Consider the following 13,481-nt stretch of genomic DNA (forward strand, 5'->3'; position numbering starts at 1 on the left):
TGAGGTCGTTTTACTCAAAGGAGAAACATTGCCTGCTTGAGAAGTTATGCGCCTTAGAAAACCCTATACTGGTCCAACAGGGTTATCTGAAGCGCCTCACGCGTCCACCGAATGCCGTCATTTATCCTATGATGTTGATTTGAACCTGCTCAGGTCTAACATGGTAGAATTTCGAAACCGCAAGCTTTGCATCCTCCAACGACATTGCCTTCCTTAAAACTCCGTCTAGGTCGAAGACCTCTGGAGGTTTACGAGATCTATTTAGAAAGGCGTCAAAGTCTGTCACTTGAGAAGATGTCAGTTCCGTACCTGGACGGTAAGTATCCAACAAGTAATTTACCTGCTCCTTGGATAATCCAACTGTCCCCCCTATTCCCAGAGTCCAGTCAATCATCTTTCCTTGCGATCGGTTTACTATCCTCCGGTCCCATCCTGTAACTTTGTAAAGTTCTGCGTCCCCATCTTTATTATATTCAACTACATATTGAATGCGAAGTGCATCCTCGTCCTGAATCTTTTCTGGAAGCTTCATCTCCCAATCTGGAACTGAAACAAATCCATAGGGGTACTCATTCTTTTCATCATATTGGATAACGTAAACTCTTGGTCCAGTCATTGACGCAATTCCTTTTGATAGTGGCGATTTGATAATAGCAGTGAGATTCCTGATAGCAAGCCTGATGACTCTGCACTTTTGATGATCGGTAGGAGGTGCGCTTCGAGAGAACCTCCGATCCAAGCGAAAGCTAATTTAGGGTGATAAAATAGGTTATCACCACTTATTGCCGTTTATCGGTTTTAGCAACGGCGGACTGATATAGCGATGATTTTGTGACCGAAAGCTTTGAGAGCGATTGCAGGATAGCCAATGATGAGAACGATATGCAGGAACTGACGAAAAACCATACGAATGATCAGCGTCGGCTCACGGCGGTCGAATTTCAGACGCTGGCCAAGGTTCCAGCCGCGGTCGAGTGGTTTGCCAACCTGGACAACCCTCGAACACGACGTGCTTACCAAAACGACCTGGAAGACTTCTGTAGTTTTATCGGCTTGGCTTCGGCCGATGAATTTCGGGTCGTGACCCGATCGCATGTTTTAGCCTGGCGAGCCCACCTCGAGCATCGCGGTTTGGCCGGAGCCACGATCCGGCGCAAATTGGCCGCGCTGGCCAGCCTCTTTGATCACCTCCTGGAGAACAATGCGATCGCCGGCGGCAATCCAGTGCATGGGGTAAAACGTCCCAGGATAGAAAGCAATGAAGGCAAGACGCCGGCGTTGGGTGACCACCAGGCGAAGGCGCTGCTCGAGGCGCCGGATGAAACAACACTTAAAGGGCAGCGCGACCGGGCGCTATTGGCTGTTCTTCTCTATCACGGACTGCGCCGTGAAGAAGCGGCGCTGCTGCAGGTGAGCGACATTCAGGAGCGCCGCGGTATTCAGCATCTGAAGGTTCACGGCAAGGGCGGCAAGGTGCGATACCTCCCGTTGCACCCGATCGCAGCCGGGCGTATTCATCAGTACCTGGAAAACTCAGAGCATCATCTGGCCGAACGGAAGGTGCCACTGTTCATGCCGCTGCGAGGTAAATTGACCGGCGCCGGTATCACGGCAAACGGCATCTATGCCGTCGTCACGGCCTACGCGAAAAAGGCCGGGATTGAGGTCGACGGCCTTGGGGTTCATGGACTCCGAGCAACGGCAGCCACCAACGCCTTGGAGCATGAAGCCGATATCGCCAAGGTCCAGGCCTGGCTGGGTCATGCCAACATCAGCACGACCAAGATCTACGATCGGCGGGAGAACCGGCCGGAGGATTCACCCACCTATAAAGTGAAGTATTAATTGAAGTGATCGAGGCCTAAGCGGCAGCTCACCCACGCGCACTGCCAAGGATGTGGTGCAACGCTGCCCATGGATGATGACCTTCCACATCGCTGGCTGGACAGGTGTCGGCATGTAGAAAGGGGCTTTCGCAGTCTTCCAGCGCTTGGCTTTCCATGCAGCCAGTGCATACAGCACGTCCGGCAACGATCGACCATCGACCGTTCCGTTCCTCAACACCTCGTTCAGTCTCCACTGTTTCGACTCCTCAGCGTACGTTTGTTAGATGCTGAAGGTAGCGCTGTGCGGGCCGATTTGATACGCCCAAAACCATACCCTTGTTTGAGTTGTAAGCCATGCGCACCAACCAACAAAGCGACGCCTGTTGGTCGGCTTATTAACGGCAGCTTTCGGCCATAAGCAGACCTTCGCCCGCATATTTACGATGCCCTACCGTTCTAATTGGCGTTGCCTCAGAATATCGGTCCACTAGCGGCTGGATGGAACCACCATGCGCATCGTCACAGACTCCCGGCCAAACGAAATCCTCAGGCTGGCGTTACGGGAATACGTCCAAGGTGTACCGTACCTCGGCCCCATTTTTCGTTGAAATGATCCATCAAAGATTTATGAGGCGCGGCGGCTGTATGTTGGCGAAAATATCAGGTGTGTATTCTTCTGGTTTGCGCCACTGACAAAGCCAGTGGCGTAAGCCAGCCTATTAATTATTTGACGTTACGGCTTGGCAACGTGCCAGACTTGGTTGACGCCGTCACCGGTTGTATCCCCTGGCTTGGTATCTTTGACCCAGCTGTAAAGTGGCATGCCTTTGTATGCCCATTGTTTTGTGCCATCGTCTCGAGTGATGACAGAGTAATCATGACCCGCTTTCGCGTCTGCGGATACCGGTAGAGGTGGCCAGTTTGAAGCGCATGGCCCATTGCAGACCGACTTGCCCGAGGTGTCCTTACCGAAGGTATAAAGAGTCATACCTTTTGCGTCTACGAGTACTTTTCCCTTGTCCGTTTCAGCAAGCTTGACTGGCGCATCGGCGAGCGCCAAACCCGACATGCAGCTGGCGGCAACAGCGACGGTGAGAATCATCTTTTTGAACATATGTATTTCCTTTGGTCATTTTTAATTTTTAGAAGACCCACCTGCCTCTGAAACGGCAAGCGATCAGACAATAGACGAGCCACAAACAGGTTAATTCGACTCCATAGAAAAAACGTCCCGATATCATTTTTTGCTGGAATGCTGGGCTCTCCCCCCCCCCGGACCCTGTGCCTTCCTCAATTGAGCAAAGCGACGCTCACGGTCAAGCATCATTGGCTCATCTCAATGAGCGACGGCGATCCATCATCCAGGACTCATCATTTTCACTCATTATTATTCACTTGGTCGTGGAGTATCAGCAGGCCCCCATGAAGGCCTGCGCTGTTCAATCAGTCGGCCTTGAGCGTCGACACCACCTTGTTGCTGGCGAGATCGACTGTGGAGATACTCAAGTCCTCATTGAGGACATACGCCTTCGACTTGTCTTTGGTGAAGACAATGGCCTGGCGGGGTGCCTTCAAACCGGTCACAGTGGTGGTCACTTTCAGCGTTTTGGTGTCGATCACTGAAAGGCTGTTGTCACCGAGGTTACCCGAGTAGACGTGCAGCCCGTCTGGAGTGAGGGCTGCGCCGTAGGGGTCTTTGCCAACAATGACGGTGGTTGTGATGGCGCGTTTTTGAGTGTCGACAACTGCGATGCTGTTACTGCCGCTGTTAGCCGCGTACAGCGTATTGCCGTCCGCCGATATGGAGATGGCGCGCAACTTGTTGAAGCCAGTGATCTCACCTTCAATCGTATTGGTCTTGCTGTCGACCAAGGTAATTTTGTCCCCAAGAAAGTTGGTGACATAGACGGTTTTGCCGTCAGGACTTACTCGGATGCCCTGGCGCGGTTGGGAGAAGCCAGGTACCACAGCTACTGGCCGCTGGTGATCAAGGTCAATGACCGACAGCGTGCTGGCCGCTTCATTGTTGACGTAGAGCAGGCTTCCGTCCTTGCTGAGTGTGGTACCAAAAGCACCTGCGCCCAACGGAATATCTGCGATCACTTTTAAAGTCTTGGTGTCAATCTTGCGCACGACCCCCAAACTGCTGTCGGAGAGGTAGAACACATCGCCAGTTGGCGAAAACACAATATTTCGCGGCGTGACGTAGCCGGTGAGAACCTGGCGAACCTTACCGGTTTTCAAATCATAAACCACTACATCTGGACGCTGACTGTAAGAGACCACCGCCGTCGTTTCATCAGGGCTGACGGCCAGCGAGTTGTTGTGAATATCGCCGTCAAACGTCCAGCGATCTTGCGCGGCCCACGCGCTCATCGATGCGGCCAACGCAACACCCAACGTCAGGGCTGTGACGGTTTTCTTTATCACATTCATCAGAATTTCCTCATAGGGTAAGCAAGGCACCCAGTCGCGCCTTGGCATATACAACTCGTTCATCGCTGCAGGGCAATGAGTTGACTTTATGCGTCGTTGATAAATTCCGGAAACAACTTGTTTTGGTAGCTCTTACCTGTTTTATAAATAGGTCTAGCTACTCCTGGCTCACGAATTGACTGCATTTTTCCCAGAATCGCTCAAGCCCAGGCGAGATGTATTTGTCCCGGTGACGGATCAGAAAAAAACGTCGGGTCAGTGCAGGCAACGCGTGCGGCAGTTCAACCAAGACTTCAGAGGCCAGTAGATCCCGAACGACCCAGCGGGACAGGCAACTGATGCCGATGCCTTGTGCGAGGGTATGCTTGATGGCCTCTGAACTGCCGATCTGGCGCGTTTCGGCGAGATCGTGCAAATGACGCAGCAGCAATTGTTCGACTTCTTCACGGGTACCAGAACCTGGCTCGCGCAGTAGCCATTCAGCGGTACGAAGATCATCAAGTGTGACCTGCTGCTTTAGTGCCAAGGGGTGCCGTTGGCCTGCGGCAATAAGCAACTCATCAATTAGCCAAGGCTCGGCACTGAGTTCGGGCAGGTGGCAAGGCCCCTCGATCAGGCCCATATCAATCTCGAAATCAGCGACTCTTCTTGCGATAGCCATGCTGTTGGCCATGTCGACATCGACCCTCAAATGTGGTGTTGATTGACGTAGCTCACCGAGAATCAATGGCAGAACATAATTGCCTATCGTGGTACTGCATCCTACCCGCAAGCGTGTCTTCAGCCCGGCATGGCCGGGTAAGAAACTGGCCTCTATCTGTTGTGCATTCTCAAGCATCCTTCTGGCTTGAGGCAGTAAGGCATGGCCGTTATCGTTCAGCACTAAACGCTTGCCTACACGGTCGAACAGCCTGGTATCCAAGGCGCTTTCCAACTCGTTCAGTGCGGCGCTGGTTGCAGATTGGGACAGTGACACCGAAATGGCGGCGCTGGTGGTGCTACCGTGCTGCGCGACGGCGCAGAAAATTTGTAGCTGGCGTAGGCTTAGCTTCATGTAATCTACCTTCTTTATAGGTCATATAAACCTATACTATCCGTTTTTACCGCTATTCCCATCAAGCTATACTTCAACCATGTCATATCGAAGGCACACTGAAGCGGGAGCGCGAAAATGAGTGAGACACGACTCGCAGCTATAATGGGCGGCAGCCATCCACTGGCGGCTTTGTCCAATCCACGAGAAGCGATCCGGCAGTTCACACCCAACTGGTTCGCCGCCACGATGGGCACCGGGATTCTGGCGCTGGCTCTGGGCCAACTGCCCTTTGTTGCGCAGTGGCCCAAAGCGTTAGGGGAAGCCTTGTGGTTTTTTAATATCGTGCTGTTTTGCCTGTTTACGCTGATGTACGCGAGCCGTTGGGTATTGTTCTTCGATGAGGCCAAACAGATCTTCGGCCACTCCACTGTATCGATGTTTTTTGGAACTATCCCCATGGGATTGGCGACCATCATCAACGGTTTTCTCCTTTATGGTTTGCCACGCTGGGGGGGTGGGGTAGTCGCTTTAGCCGAAGTGTTGTGGTGGATCGATGTCACCATGGCATTGGCCTGCGGGGTGCTGATCCCGTATATGATGTTTACTCGCCAGCAGCACAGCATTGATCAGATGACAGCGGTATGGCTGCTGCCAGTAGTTGCGGCTGAGGTGGCTGCCGCCAGTGGCGGTCTATTGGCTCCGCACCTCGCTGATGCGAGCGCACAGTTCACCATGCTCATCACCAGCTACGTGCTGTGGGCCTACTCGGTGCCCGTCGCCTTGAGCATACTGGTGATCCTGTTACTGCGCATGGCTCTGCACAAACTACCTCATGAAAGCATGGCAGCATCGAGCTGGCTGTCTTTAGGGCCGATCGGTACCGGGGCTTTGGGGATGTTGCTGCTGGGCAACGATGCTCCAGCAATCTTTGCTGCCCATGGAATGGCAAGCATCGGCGGCGTAGCCGAGGGCATTGGCTTGATCGGTGGTGTGCTGTTCTGGGGGCTGGGATTGTGGTGGATGGTATTGGCGCTGCTAATTACCGGGCGCTACTTCAGGGAGGGCATTCCCTTCAACCTCGGCTGGTGGGGCTTCACCTTTCCGCTGGGAGTGTACGCCGTAACAACCCTCAAATTGGGCTCTATGCTGCACCTCACGTTCTTTAGCTTCTTTGGCGTGGTGCTGGTGTTGATGCTGACTGTCATGTGGATGATCGTCGCGGCTAAAACCCTGGCTGGTGCCTATCGCGGCAACTTGTTCGTCTCGCCGTGTATCCACTCGCTGAGCAAGGCGAGCAAAACCTGAGCCTTTGGCTACTTGATCGACTGTTTGGCGTGACGCAGTGTGGACAAAATGCGCTGCCTAACATTCGGGTGAGTGCAAACGGAAAGGGGGCTTGGGTGTGGCATTTCCAGCAATGAAAAATTAGGGAAGGCGAGCCGAACACGCGGTATGGCTTTCTGGGCAACACGTCCGGCAAACACGATAGTGACGAGATCAGGGAAAAGCGTCAGTAGCGTGATCAGCATCTCGATACCTTCCTCAATTTGCGCTCTGCGGAGCGGACCCTTGGGCTTATCGAGATCTGGTAACCAAGGGTACAAATTCCAAAGGACGGTTTTGTGACGTGCCAGTCCAACCTGCTCAATGAAACCTTTCAGGTTGCGTTGTGCAGGCCCCGGATTGTCTCTTGAGACATACCGTGGAAGACTGACCGTTCGAGCGGGCGATTCCAACAAGATCAATACCCTTGCGAAGACGCCGCCATCCAGTGGATCGAAATACGGTAATGTTCTTTCGCCCGTGGACTGGGCCATTACCCAGCGCGTCAATTCAGCAGTTTTCGGCAGCAGCAAAAAGTCTTCTCTTACCTTAAGAGAAATTTCCTGCTCTGCGCTTTTCTGATTGAGTAACACTACTTGGAAGCCTCCTTCTTCAGGTTATAGGCCGCTACCGATTTACGAATATCTTCCCGCGCTTCGTCTGCGCTCCCCCAGCGGCCCATTTTCACCCACTTACCCGGCTCTAACGCTTTGTAGTTTTCGAAGAAGTGCTGAATCTGTGCGAGGAGTAACGCAGGGAGGTCAGAGCATTCCTTTACATTGCTGTACATAGAGCTGAGTTTTTCATGAGGCACTGCGATTACCTTGGCATCCGCACCAGCTTCGTCCGTCATGTACATCACACCTACTGGGCGACTGCGGATGACAACGCCAGGTGATACCGGGTAAGGGCAAATCACGAGGACGTCCAAAGGATCGCCGTCATCGCTCAAGGTATTTGGAATGAACCCGTAGTTAGCCGGGTAGAACATCGGCGTGCTGAGGAAGCGATCAACGAAGATCTGTCCACTTGGCTTGTCCACCTCGTACTTGATCGGCGAGTGGTTTGCAGGAATCTCGATAACGGTGAAGAAGTCATCGGGGATCGCGTTACCAGCTGGAATATCCGTGTAGCTCATGCTCATATCTCCAAGCGTCTAGGAAAGGCCAATGCCACTGACGTTTTTGCCAACAGCTATACGTGGTTCGTTTTTTTACGGTAACCAGTCCAACAGGTTTACCGGCGATAGGCCGTCAGCGCACGAATGCATCATGTCCTGCATAAAACGCACGGCTGCCAAGATCCTCTTCTATTCGCAGAAACTGATTGTATTTCTCGACCCGCTCCCCCCGGCATGGAGCTCCTGTCTTGAGATGGCCAGTCCCCATCGCGACAGTCAGATCAGCGATGGAGCTGTCCACCGTCTCCCCGCTACGATGAGAAACCATCGCCCCCCAATTTGCCCCATAGGCCATTTCGATGGCGGCTTTGGTCTCAGTCAGCGTTCCGATTTGATTAGGTTTGATCAATACGGCATTGGCGACGTTTTCTGTGATGCCTCGCTGAATCCGTTCGACATTGGTGACAAATAGGTCATCTCCAACCAACTCGATCCGGTCACCCAGAGCTGCATTCAATAGCTTCCAGCCTGACCAATCGTCTTCCGCGAGTCCATCTTCCAGTACCGCAATCGGATACTTGTCGACCCAGGAGGAATAGAGATTAATCAGCTCTTGAGCATCGACCTTACGACCCTCAGAGCGCAGATGGTAAAGGCCGTTTTCATAGAAGCCGCTGGATGCTGGATCGATAGCGATCTCGATCTGAGATCCAGGGGTGTAACCAGCCCTCTCGATTGCCTTGATGATCAGCTCAATGGCGTCTGAGTTTTTCTTGAGTGCCGGCGCAAAGCCGCCCTCATCTCCGACCGCTGTTGAATAGCCGGCGTCCTTAAGCACCGCTTTCAGCTCGTGGTACACCTCGGAGCCCCATCGCAAGGCTTCCTTGAAACTGCCAGCCCCTGTAGGTGCAATCATGAATTCCTGAAAGTCAGGGCCTTGCCAGTTGGCGTGAACACCGCCATTGAGAATATTGAACATCGGGACGGGCATTCTTGCTGCTTGCTCGCCGCCCAGATATTGGAACAAGGGCAAGTTCAGCGCAGAAGCCGCCGCTCTGGCAACGGCGAGGCTCACGCCCAAGATCGCGTTTCCTCCAAGCCTGGATTTATCAGAGGTTCCATCCAGCTTAATCATCAAATGATCAATTTGTTCCTGGTCAATCGCATTCATGCCCCTCAGAGACTCAAGTATTTCGGTATTCACATTGCTAACGGCCTTTAACACTCCCTTGCCGGAGTACCGCTGTGTATCTTTGTCACGCAACTCAACTGCTTCGTGAGCGCCTGTAGAGGCACCGGACGGTACTGAAGCCCGGCCCATGGCGCCGCACTCCAAGGTGACGTCGACTTCAACGGTAGGGTTACCGCGTGAATCGAGAATTTCACGTGCATGAATGGCCTGGATTTGCGTTTTCATTGATCTTCTCCAAGTAACGATTCGGGAGCGTCATTAACCATTTGAATCCGTTGAGAGGCCTCTATGTCGGACGTCAGCTCTCCATGAGTATCCTGAACAGCTGCACTGCCGACACCGCAATTGCGGGAACCAAGAAGCCTCCAATAATTAGTTCAGGAATCTCTCCCACCAAGGGCATGAACTGCCCTCTTTTTGCCATCTGGAAAAGCTCCATCATTTGGTTTGAAGCAACCATTACAGAGCAGCAATACGCCGTCTGGGCTTGTAGCCTGACGCGCCTTTGATTTAGCAGATGAAAGGTCAGCAAGGACACTCCAACGCTTACGATGAAAAGCGCGGCGAACTCATAGACGGATCCTGTGAAAAACCTGCCCATCACAAGCCCGAATACGATGCTCAGCGTCACTGCGCTCATGTGGTCTCCCAATTCTCTAAAATGATTTTGATGAGCCGACGTCGGTGAGCTCCATTTCGCGATCTCATCTTTGGATTGCCAACCGCCATCGCGCTCAATGTTGCTGTGCTCTCAGCTCGTAGCCCGGTACGCAGGTCTGGGCTACGTCGGCCTTGCAGGACTTTTCACTGGGCATACGCATCGTGACTAATGCGCCTTCGAGCGGGGTGACGACGTACCACCCCTCGCTCGAAATCTTTTGATTGTCTGCGATGCCCGCCAGAAAAAGCGACCAAAAAACCAGTCCTACGAGGAGCTGCCTGTTGTCATGAGCCCAGTTAGCGGGGGCTGGCTGTGGACGTAGGTTATAAACTCGGTACATGGCGTTTATCCTTTTTATCGGTTGTCCAACAAGGTGCGTTTTTTAGTTTTTCGCCTGGCCCACTCGACCGTATTCGATGGGCAATTTGATATAGCTCAGTGAAAACGACTCCTTGGCCAATGCCTCCAGCAACCTGTCGCACCCAATTTCATCAGTGGATATAGTCACCGTGACGGGATGGTCGGCACCGCCGAGGAAATGCGCCGTATGCAAATGCCCCAAATGATCTAGCCCCTCTGTACCGCTCACCAACGTCGCACCCAACGCGCCCTCTCGCTTGGCGAACTCGACCAACCACTCTCCCAGTGGAAGGTGCTGGTAGTTGGTACTCTGTTCGGTGAAAAACGTCAGTTGAAAGCCGTTCATAGCTACATCCTCTAATGTCGCGAGTGACCGACGCTTCGGTCGGCCTTACCTCTTCATTTCCGAGCTGTTTTCAAACTGAATTACGACGCGTCAGTGAGCGGTAACTCACATAAGAGAAGAACTGCTCGCACCTTGCGTAACTCGTCAGCGTGGTCGCGCAGGTATGCGCGCAGCTTGTCCTCTGTATCTAGCAATTCCAGACACTGGGGATGACGCATATCGCCAAGCTCCGGGTGATGATGGGAGATGCGATGGCCTGGCAAATAACCTGCAGAAATCGTCTTGAGCATGACCTGCTCAATTCTTGCTTTTTGAGCAACTTTAAGGAGGTGCTGGGCTAGTGCAGGTGCGCTTAGGTGGTGCCAGAAGCTGGTCACGCGAGCCCGGCTAGCGCCAGGAAAATAGAGTTGCAAAGCTGTCAGGCGATCTTGGTGATGTTCAATCATTTCTCTTCCCCCGCAAGAGTCACTTTCCGCTCGCTGGCGGATTCACTTTGAGCATGAAATTGCTTGATATCAGAGAGCCGGATTTCCTCCGGAAGAGGACGGTGATGCTTGCTGTGGCCGACGCGCTGGGCGTGATAGATCCCGGTGTGTCCGGATACGAGGTAACTTGCGATACAGGCAATGGCTGCAAGCGGAGCAATTTCGGGCCCGAAGAGCTCCATGGCCATAACGATGGTTGCCAGTGGCGTATTAGCTGCACCGGCAAAGACGGCGACAAAGCCGATACCAGCCAGCATGCCGAAGGGAAGGTGCAAGAGGGGAGCCAGCGCATTCCCCAAGGTGGCACCGATGTAAAACAGCGGTGTGACTTCGCCGCCCTTGAATCCAGTCCCCAGGGAGACAACGGTGAACACCATCTTTCCAAGCCAGTCCCAAGGGGCCATTGGCATTTGAAAGGATTGGACGATGCTCGGAATGCCTAGCCCGATGTACTTATCAACGTCGATGTAATGGTTACTACCGAGCGCCCACACTGCGACTGCGATCAGCAGGCCGCCGGCGAAGGGTCTTAATGGTGAATAGGTGATAAGCCGCTTAACGAAGGCTCCGAGCTTGTGGGTCGCAGTCGCGAATAGCAGGCCGGTAAGGCCAAAGACAATCCCAGCTGCCACCACAGCCATGACGCTCCACAGCTGCACCGGAACCACTTCGCCAATGACGTAATGCGTGTGAACCACGCCCCAGGCTTGCCCCACCTGGTCAGCAACGATTGCCGCAACCACGCAAGGGAAAAGCGCGTCGTAACGCATACGTCCAATGGCCAATACTTCAAGTCCGAATAAAGCCCCGGCAAGAGGGGTGCCGAAGACGGACGCAAAGCCAGCACTGATACCGGCCATGAGAATCACCCGACGGTCTTCGCGGCGCAGACGGAAGACATGCGTCAGTTGATCGGCAAGGGCACCGCCCATTTGCACCGCCGTCCCCTCACGTCCCACAGATGCACCAAAAAGGTGGGAAACCACGGTTCCGATCAGCACCATCGGCACCATGCGCAAAGGCACGATCTTCTTAGGATCATGGATCTCATCGATGATCAGGTTGTTTCCGGCATCAACGGGTTTGCCTATCAAGTGATATGCAAGTCCCACAGCAAAGCCGGCCACTGGCAGGAGCCAGATTACCCAGGGATGGGTTTCTCGCCACTGGGTGGCATGATCCAAAGAAAGCAGGAATAACGCAGAAGCAGAGCCTGCCAAAAGAGCTACAAGACCAGCAAGCGCAAGCCATTTCGCTATATAGGGCAGTAAGTCGAGTTGTTCAGGTCGTCGAAATTTAGACATTTGGCCAGCCACAAAAAATAAGTGGGCCTGACCAAAGAAGGGATTCTAAGCGCGAACGCCTACAGACCTGGTTTGATCAGGTTTCTGTAGGCATCATCAGCTGCTACGGGCGCAGCGGTTTGTTAATGGAGGAATGCCATCTCCAATGCGCCGATCTTAGCTAGGTCTGTCCAAAATGTAAAATCGTGTTTCGGAGTACGAGGCAAGCGAAGGCGTCTTCGAGTCACCGCTTACGAAAGAGGGCCAAACTAGGTGACCTCTGTTCCGACGAAGCCCAGCTCAACTGGGGTTTTTATGTAAAACAACGAGATATCTTCAAGCTCCAATCGCTTGAATAACTGTTCAGATTCGTCCTCGGTAATGGCCATACGAATTTCGGTAGGCTGATCCGCTAGTTCAAAAAAATGCGAGGAATGCAGCCGGCCGGTATGCCCAAAGCCTTCGATACCTGTGGACAGAGTCGCACCCCGCAGTCCCATTTCTTTCGCCAAATCAACGACCCAGTCGCCGAGCATCTTTCCCTGATAGCGACGATTCTGTTGAGTAAAGAAGGTCACCAGAAAAGCTTTCATGTTCCTCTCCTCAGCGCGTGTTGATTATTTGATAGGACAGAAGCCCGGCAGCCGTCATTACCAGCGAGCCCACGACGTGTAGTGAAACTGAGCCTAGCGCCCAGGGCAGCCTACCCATCACGACCAATACAGCCGCCATAGCCGGTACAGGCATCCAGGCCCATGCGTTGTTCCAGCTTTCAACGATGCGTGATCTCTTTGCCCCGGCAGCTGTTGCTACCGCTAAGACCAAAGGCAAAGCGATCAGCATCACAAAGGCCTCAACAAATGGGCCTATAGAAATGACCACTGTTGAGTCGTTACCCAGCATGAAGGTCAGGTACACCGGCAGCAGTACAAGCTGCATCAAAAGAAGCAATGGGGTGGCCGCCAGAGTGAGTTTGGAGTCGCCTTTACCGATATGGGTAAAAACCACCACATAGTCGATACAAGGCGTCAGCAAGACCAACAGGGCACCCACCAAAATCGCCGGGTGATTGGTTATCCCCATCGTCAATGCCCAAACCAGCAAGGGGATGGCCACGAAGTTGGCTGTGAGCAGCGCCGCCATGAAACGCTTATTTGCGAGGCCATTACGGAGATCCAAGAACGGGATCTGTAGAAACATGGCGTACATCAGCACTGCGATGGTGGGTGTCACCGTCGACCCTAATGCTTCAGACGCATTGGGGGCGAGCAGGCCTCCGAGGGCCGCGACAATGACCGCGACGAAGTAAATGGGAATCTGGTTAGTCTCTAGCTGTTCTCTGTCCACAAAATGCCCTTCAAGCGCGTGAAATTATTTTCTGAAGACAGGTTAATATCTGTAGCTGCTACAGGT

At 53.2% G+C, this 13,481-nt stretch carries 15 protein-coding genes, 1 pseudogene and 1 riboswitch; of the genes and pseudogenes, 2 read left to right on the forward strand and 14 right to left on the reverse strand.

Annotated features, from left to right (window positions below):
* Nucleotides 1-121 precede the first annotated feature (121 nt).
* Nucleotides 122-616 (reverse strand): hypothetical protein, encoded by a 495-nt coding sequence (locus tag GE543_RS06975; protein WP_103392879.1) that lies wholly within the window; start codon nt 614-616, stop codon nt 122-124.
* A gap of 266 nt (nt 617-882) precedes the next feature.
* On the opposite strand from GE543_RS06975, the gene GE543_RS06980 reads away from it, so the two are divergent.
* Complete coding sequence (locus tag GE543_RS06980) at nt 883-1,845, forward strand: tyrosine-type recombinase/integrase (protein WP_003425065.1); 963 nt, start codon at nt 883-885, stop codon at nt 1,843-1,845.
* 714 nt (nt 1,846-2,559) lie between these two features.
* Here the strand turns inward: GE543_RS06980 and GE543_RS06990 are convergent.
* The 3 genes from GE543_RS06990 to GE543_RS07000 form a co-directional block, all read right to left on the reverse strand.
* Nucleotides 2,560-2,940, reverse strand: coding sequence for a hypothetical protein (locus GE543_RS06990; RefSeq protein WP_003317528.1), 381 nt, complete (start codon nt 2,938-2,940; stop codon nt 2,560-2,562).
* 329 nt (nt 2,941-3,269) lie between these two features.
* Entirely contained in the window at nt 3,270-4,262 is a 993-nt protein-coding gene (locus tag GE543_RS06995; protein ID WP_003317529.1) for a beta-propeller fold lactonase family protein, read from the reverse strand.
* A 157-nt stretch (nt 4,263-4,419) separates the two neighbouring features.
* The gene (locus GE543_RS07000; protein WP_003317531.1) at nt 4,420-5,316 is read right to left on the reverse strand and encodes a LysR family transcriptional regulator; all 897 of its coding nucleotides are present in this window, start codon (nt 5,314-5,316) and stop codon (nt 4,420-4,422) included.
* Between the two features lie 117 nt (nt 5,317-5,433).
* On the opposite strand from GE543_RS07000, the gene GE543_RS07005 reads away from it, so the two are divergent.
* Nucleotides 5,434-6,603, forward strand: coding sequence for a TDT family transporter (locus tag GE543_RS07005; protein ID WP_010428856.1), 1,170 nt, complete (start codon nt 5,434-5,436; stop codon nt 6,601-6,603).
* A gap of 8 nt (nt 6,604-6,611) precedes the next feature.
* On the opposite strand, the gene GE543_RS07010 is transcribed toward GE543_RS07005, so the two are convergent.
* The 10 genes and pseudogenes from GE543_RS07010 to GE543_RS07055 form a co-directional block, all read right to left on the reverse strand.
* The gene (locus GE543_RS07010) at nt 6,612-7,214 is read right to left on the reverse strand and encodes a uracil-DNA glycosylase (protein ID WP_003317532.1); all 603 of its coding nucleotides are present in this window, start codon (nt 7,212-7,214) and stop codon (nt 6,612-6,614) included.
* On the reverse strand, nt 7,214-7,759 hold the full coding sequence (ppa, locus tag GE543_RS07015) for an inorganic diphosphatase (protein WP_003317533.1): 546 nt from the start codon (nt 7,757-7,759) through the stop codon (nt 7,214-7,216). The genes GE543_RS07010 and ppa overlap by 1 nt, the downstream gene beginning before the upstream one ends.
* 115 nt (nt 7,760-7,874) lie before the next feature.
* Nucleotides 7,875-9,158 (reverse strand): phosphopyruvate hydratase, encoded by a 1,284-nt coding sequence (eno, locus tag GE543_RS07020; RefSeq protein WP_003317534.1) that lies wholly within the window; start codon nt 9,156-9,158, stop codon nt 7,875-7,877.
* Between the two features lie 73 nt (nt 9,159-9,231).
* Nucleotides 9,232-9,573 carry a hypothetical protein gene (locus tag GE543_RS27090; RefSeq protein ID WP_003317535.1) on the reverse strand — a complete coding sequence of 114 codons (342 nt, stop codon included), beginning with the start codon at nt 9,571-9,573 and terminating at the stop codon, nt 9,232-9,234.
* Nucleotides 9,574-9,667: 94 nt separating this feature from the next.
* A complete protein-coding gene (locus tag GE543_RS07030; RefSeq protein WP_003317536.1) occupies nt 9,668-9,934 on the reverse strand; it encodes a hypothetical protein in 267 nt (88 codons plus the stop codon).
* 42 nt (nt 9,935-9,976) lie between these two features.
* Nucleotides 9,977-10,300 (reverse strand): DUF190 domain-containing protein, encoded by a 324-nt coding sequence (locus tag GE543_RS07035; protein ID WP_003425060.1) that lies wholly within the window; start codon nt 10,298-10,300, stop codon nt 9,977-9,979.
* 80 nt (nt 10,301-10,380) lie between these two features.
* Nucleotides 10,381-10,746 carry a hypothetical protein gene (locus tag GE543_RS07040; RefSeq protein ID WP_003317538.1) on the reverse strand — a complete coding sequence of 122 codons (366 nt, stop codon included), beginning with the start codon at nt 10,744-10,746 and terminating at the stop codon, nt 10,381-10,383.
* The gene (locus GE543_RS07045; RefSeq protein ID WP_011267047.1) at nt 10,743-12,089 is read right to left on the reverse strand and encodes a voltage-gated chloride channel family protein; all 1,347 of its coding nucleotides are present in this window, start codon (nt 12,087-12,089) and stop codon (nt 10,743-10,745) included. The genes GE543_RS07040 and GE543_RS07045 overlap by 4 nt, the downstream gene beginning before the upstream one ends.
* 80 nt (nt 12,090-12,169) lie before the next feature.
* A riboswitch (Fluoride riboswitch) is annotated at nt 12,170-12,242 on the reverse strand.
* A 95-nt stretch (nt 12,243-12,337) separates the two neighbouring features.
* Nucleotides 12,338-12,661, reverse strand: coding sequence for a DUF190 domain-containing protein (locus GE543_RS07050; protein ID WP_003425054.1), 324 nt, complete (start codon nt 12,659-12,661; stop codon nt 12,338-12,340).
* Nucleotides 12,662-12,776: 115 nt separating this feature from the next.
* Nucleotides 12,777-13,415, reverse strand: a pseudogene (locus GE543_RS07055) (arsenic resistance protein); the annotation flags it as partial.
* Nucleotides 13,416-13,481: the final 66 nt, after the last annotated feature.

The organism is Pseudomonas sp. SZ57 (assembly GCF_009495975.1).
GTDB lineage: Bacteria > Pseudomonadota > Gammaproteobacteria > Pseudomonadales > Pseudomonadaceae > Aquipseudomonas > Aquipseudomonas syringae.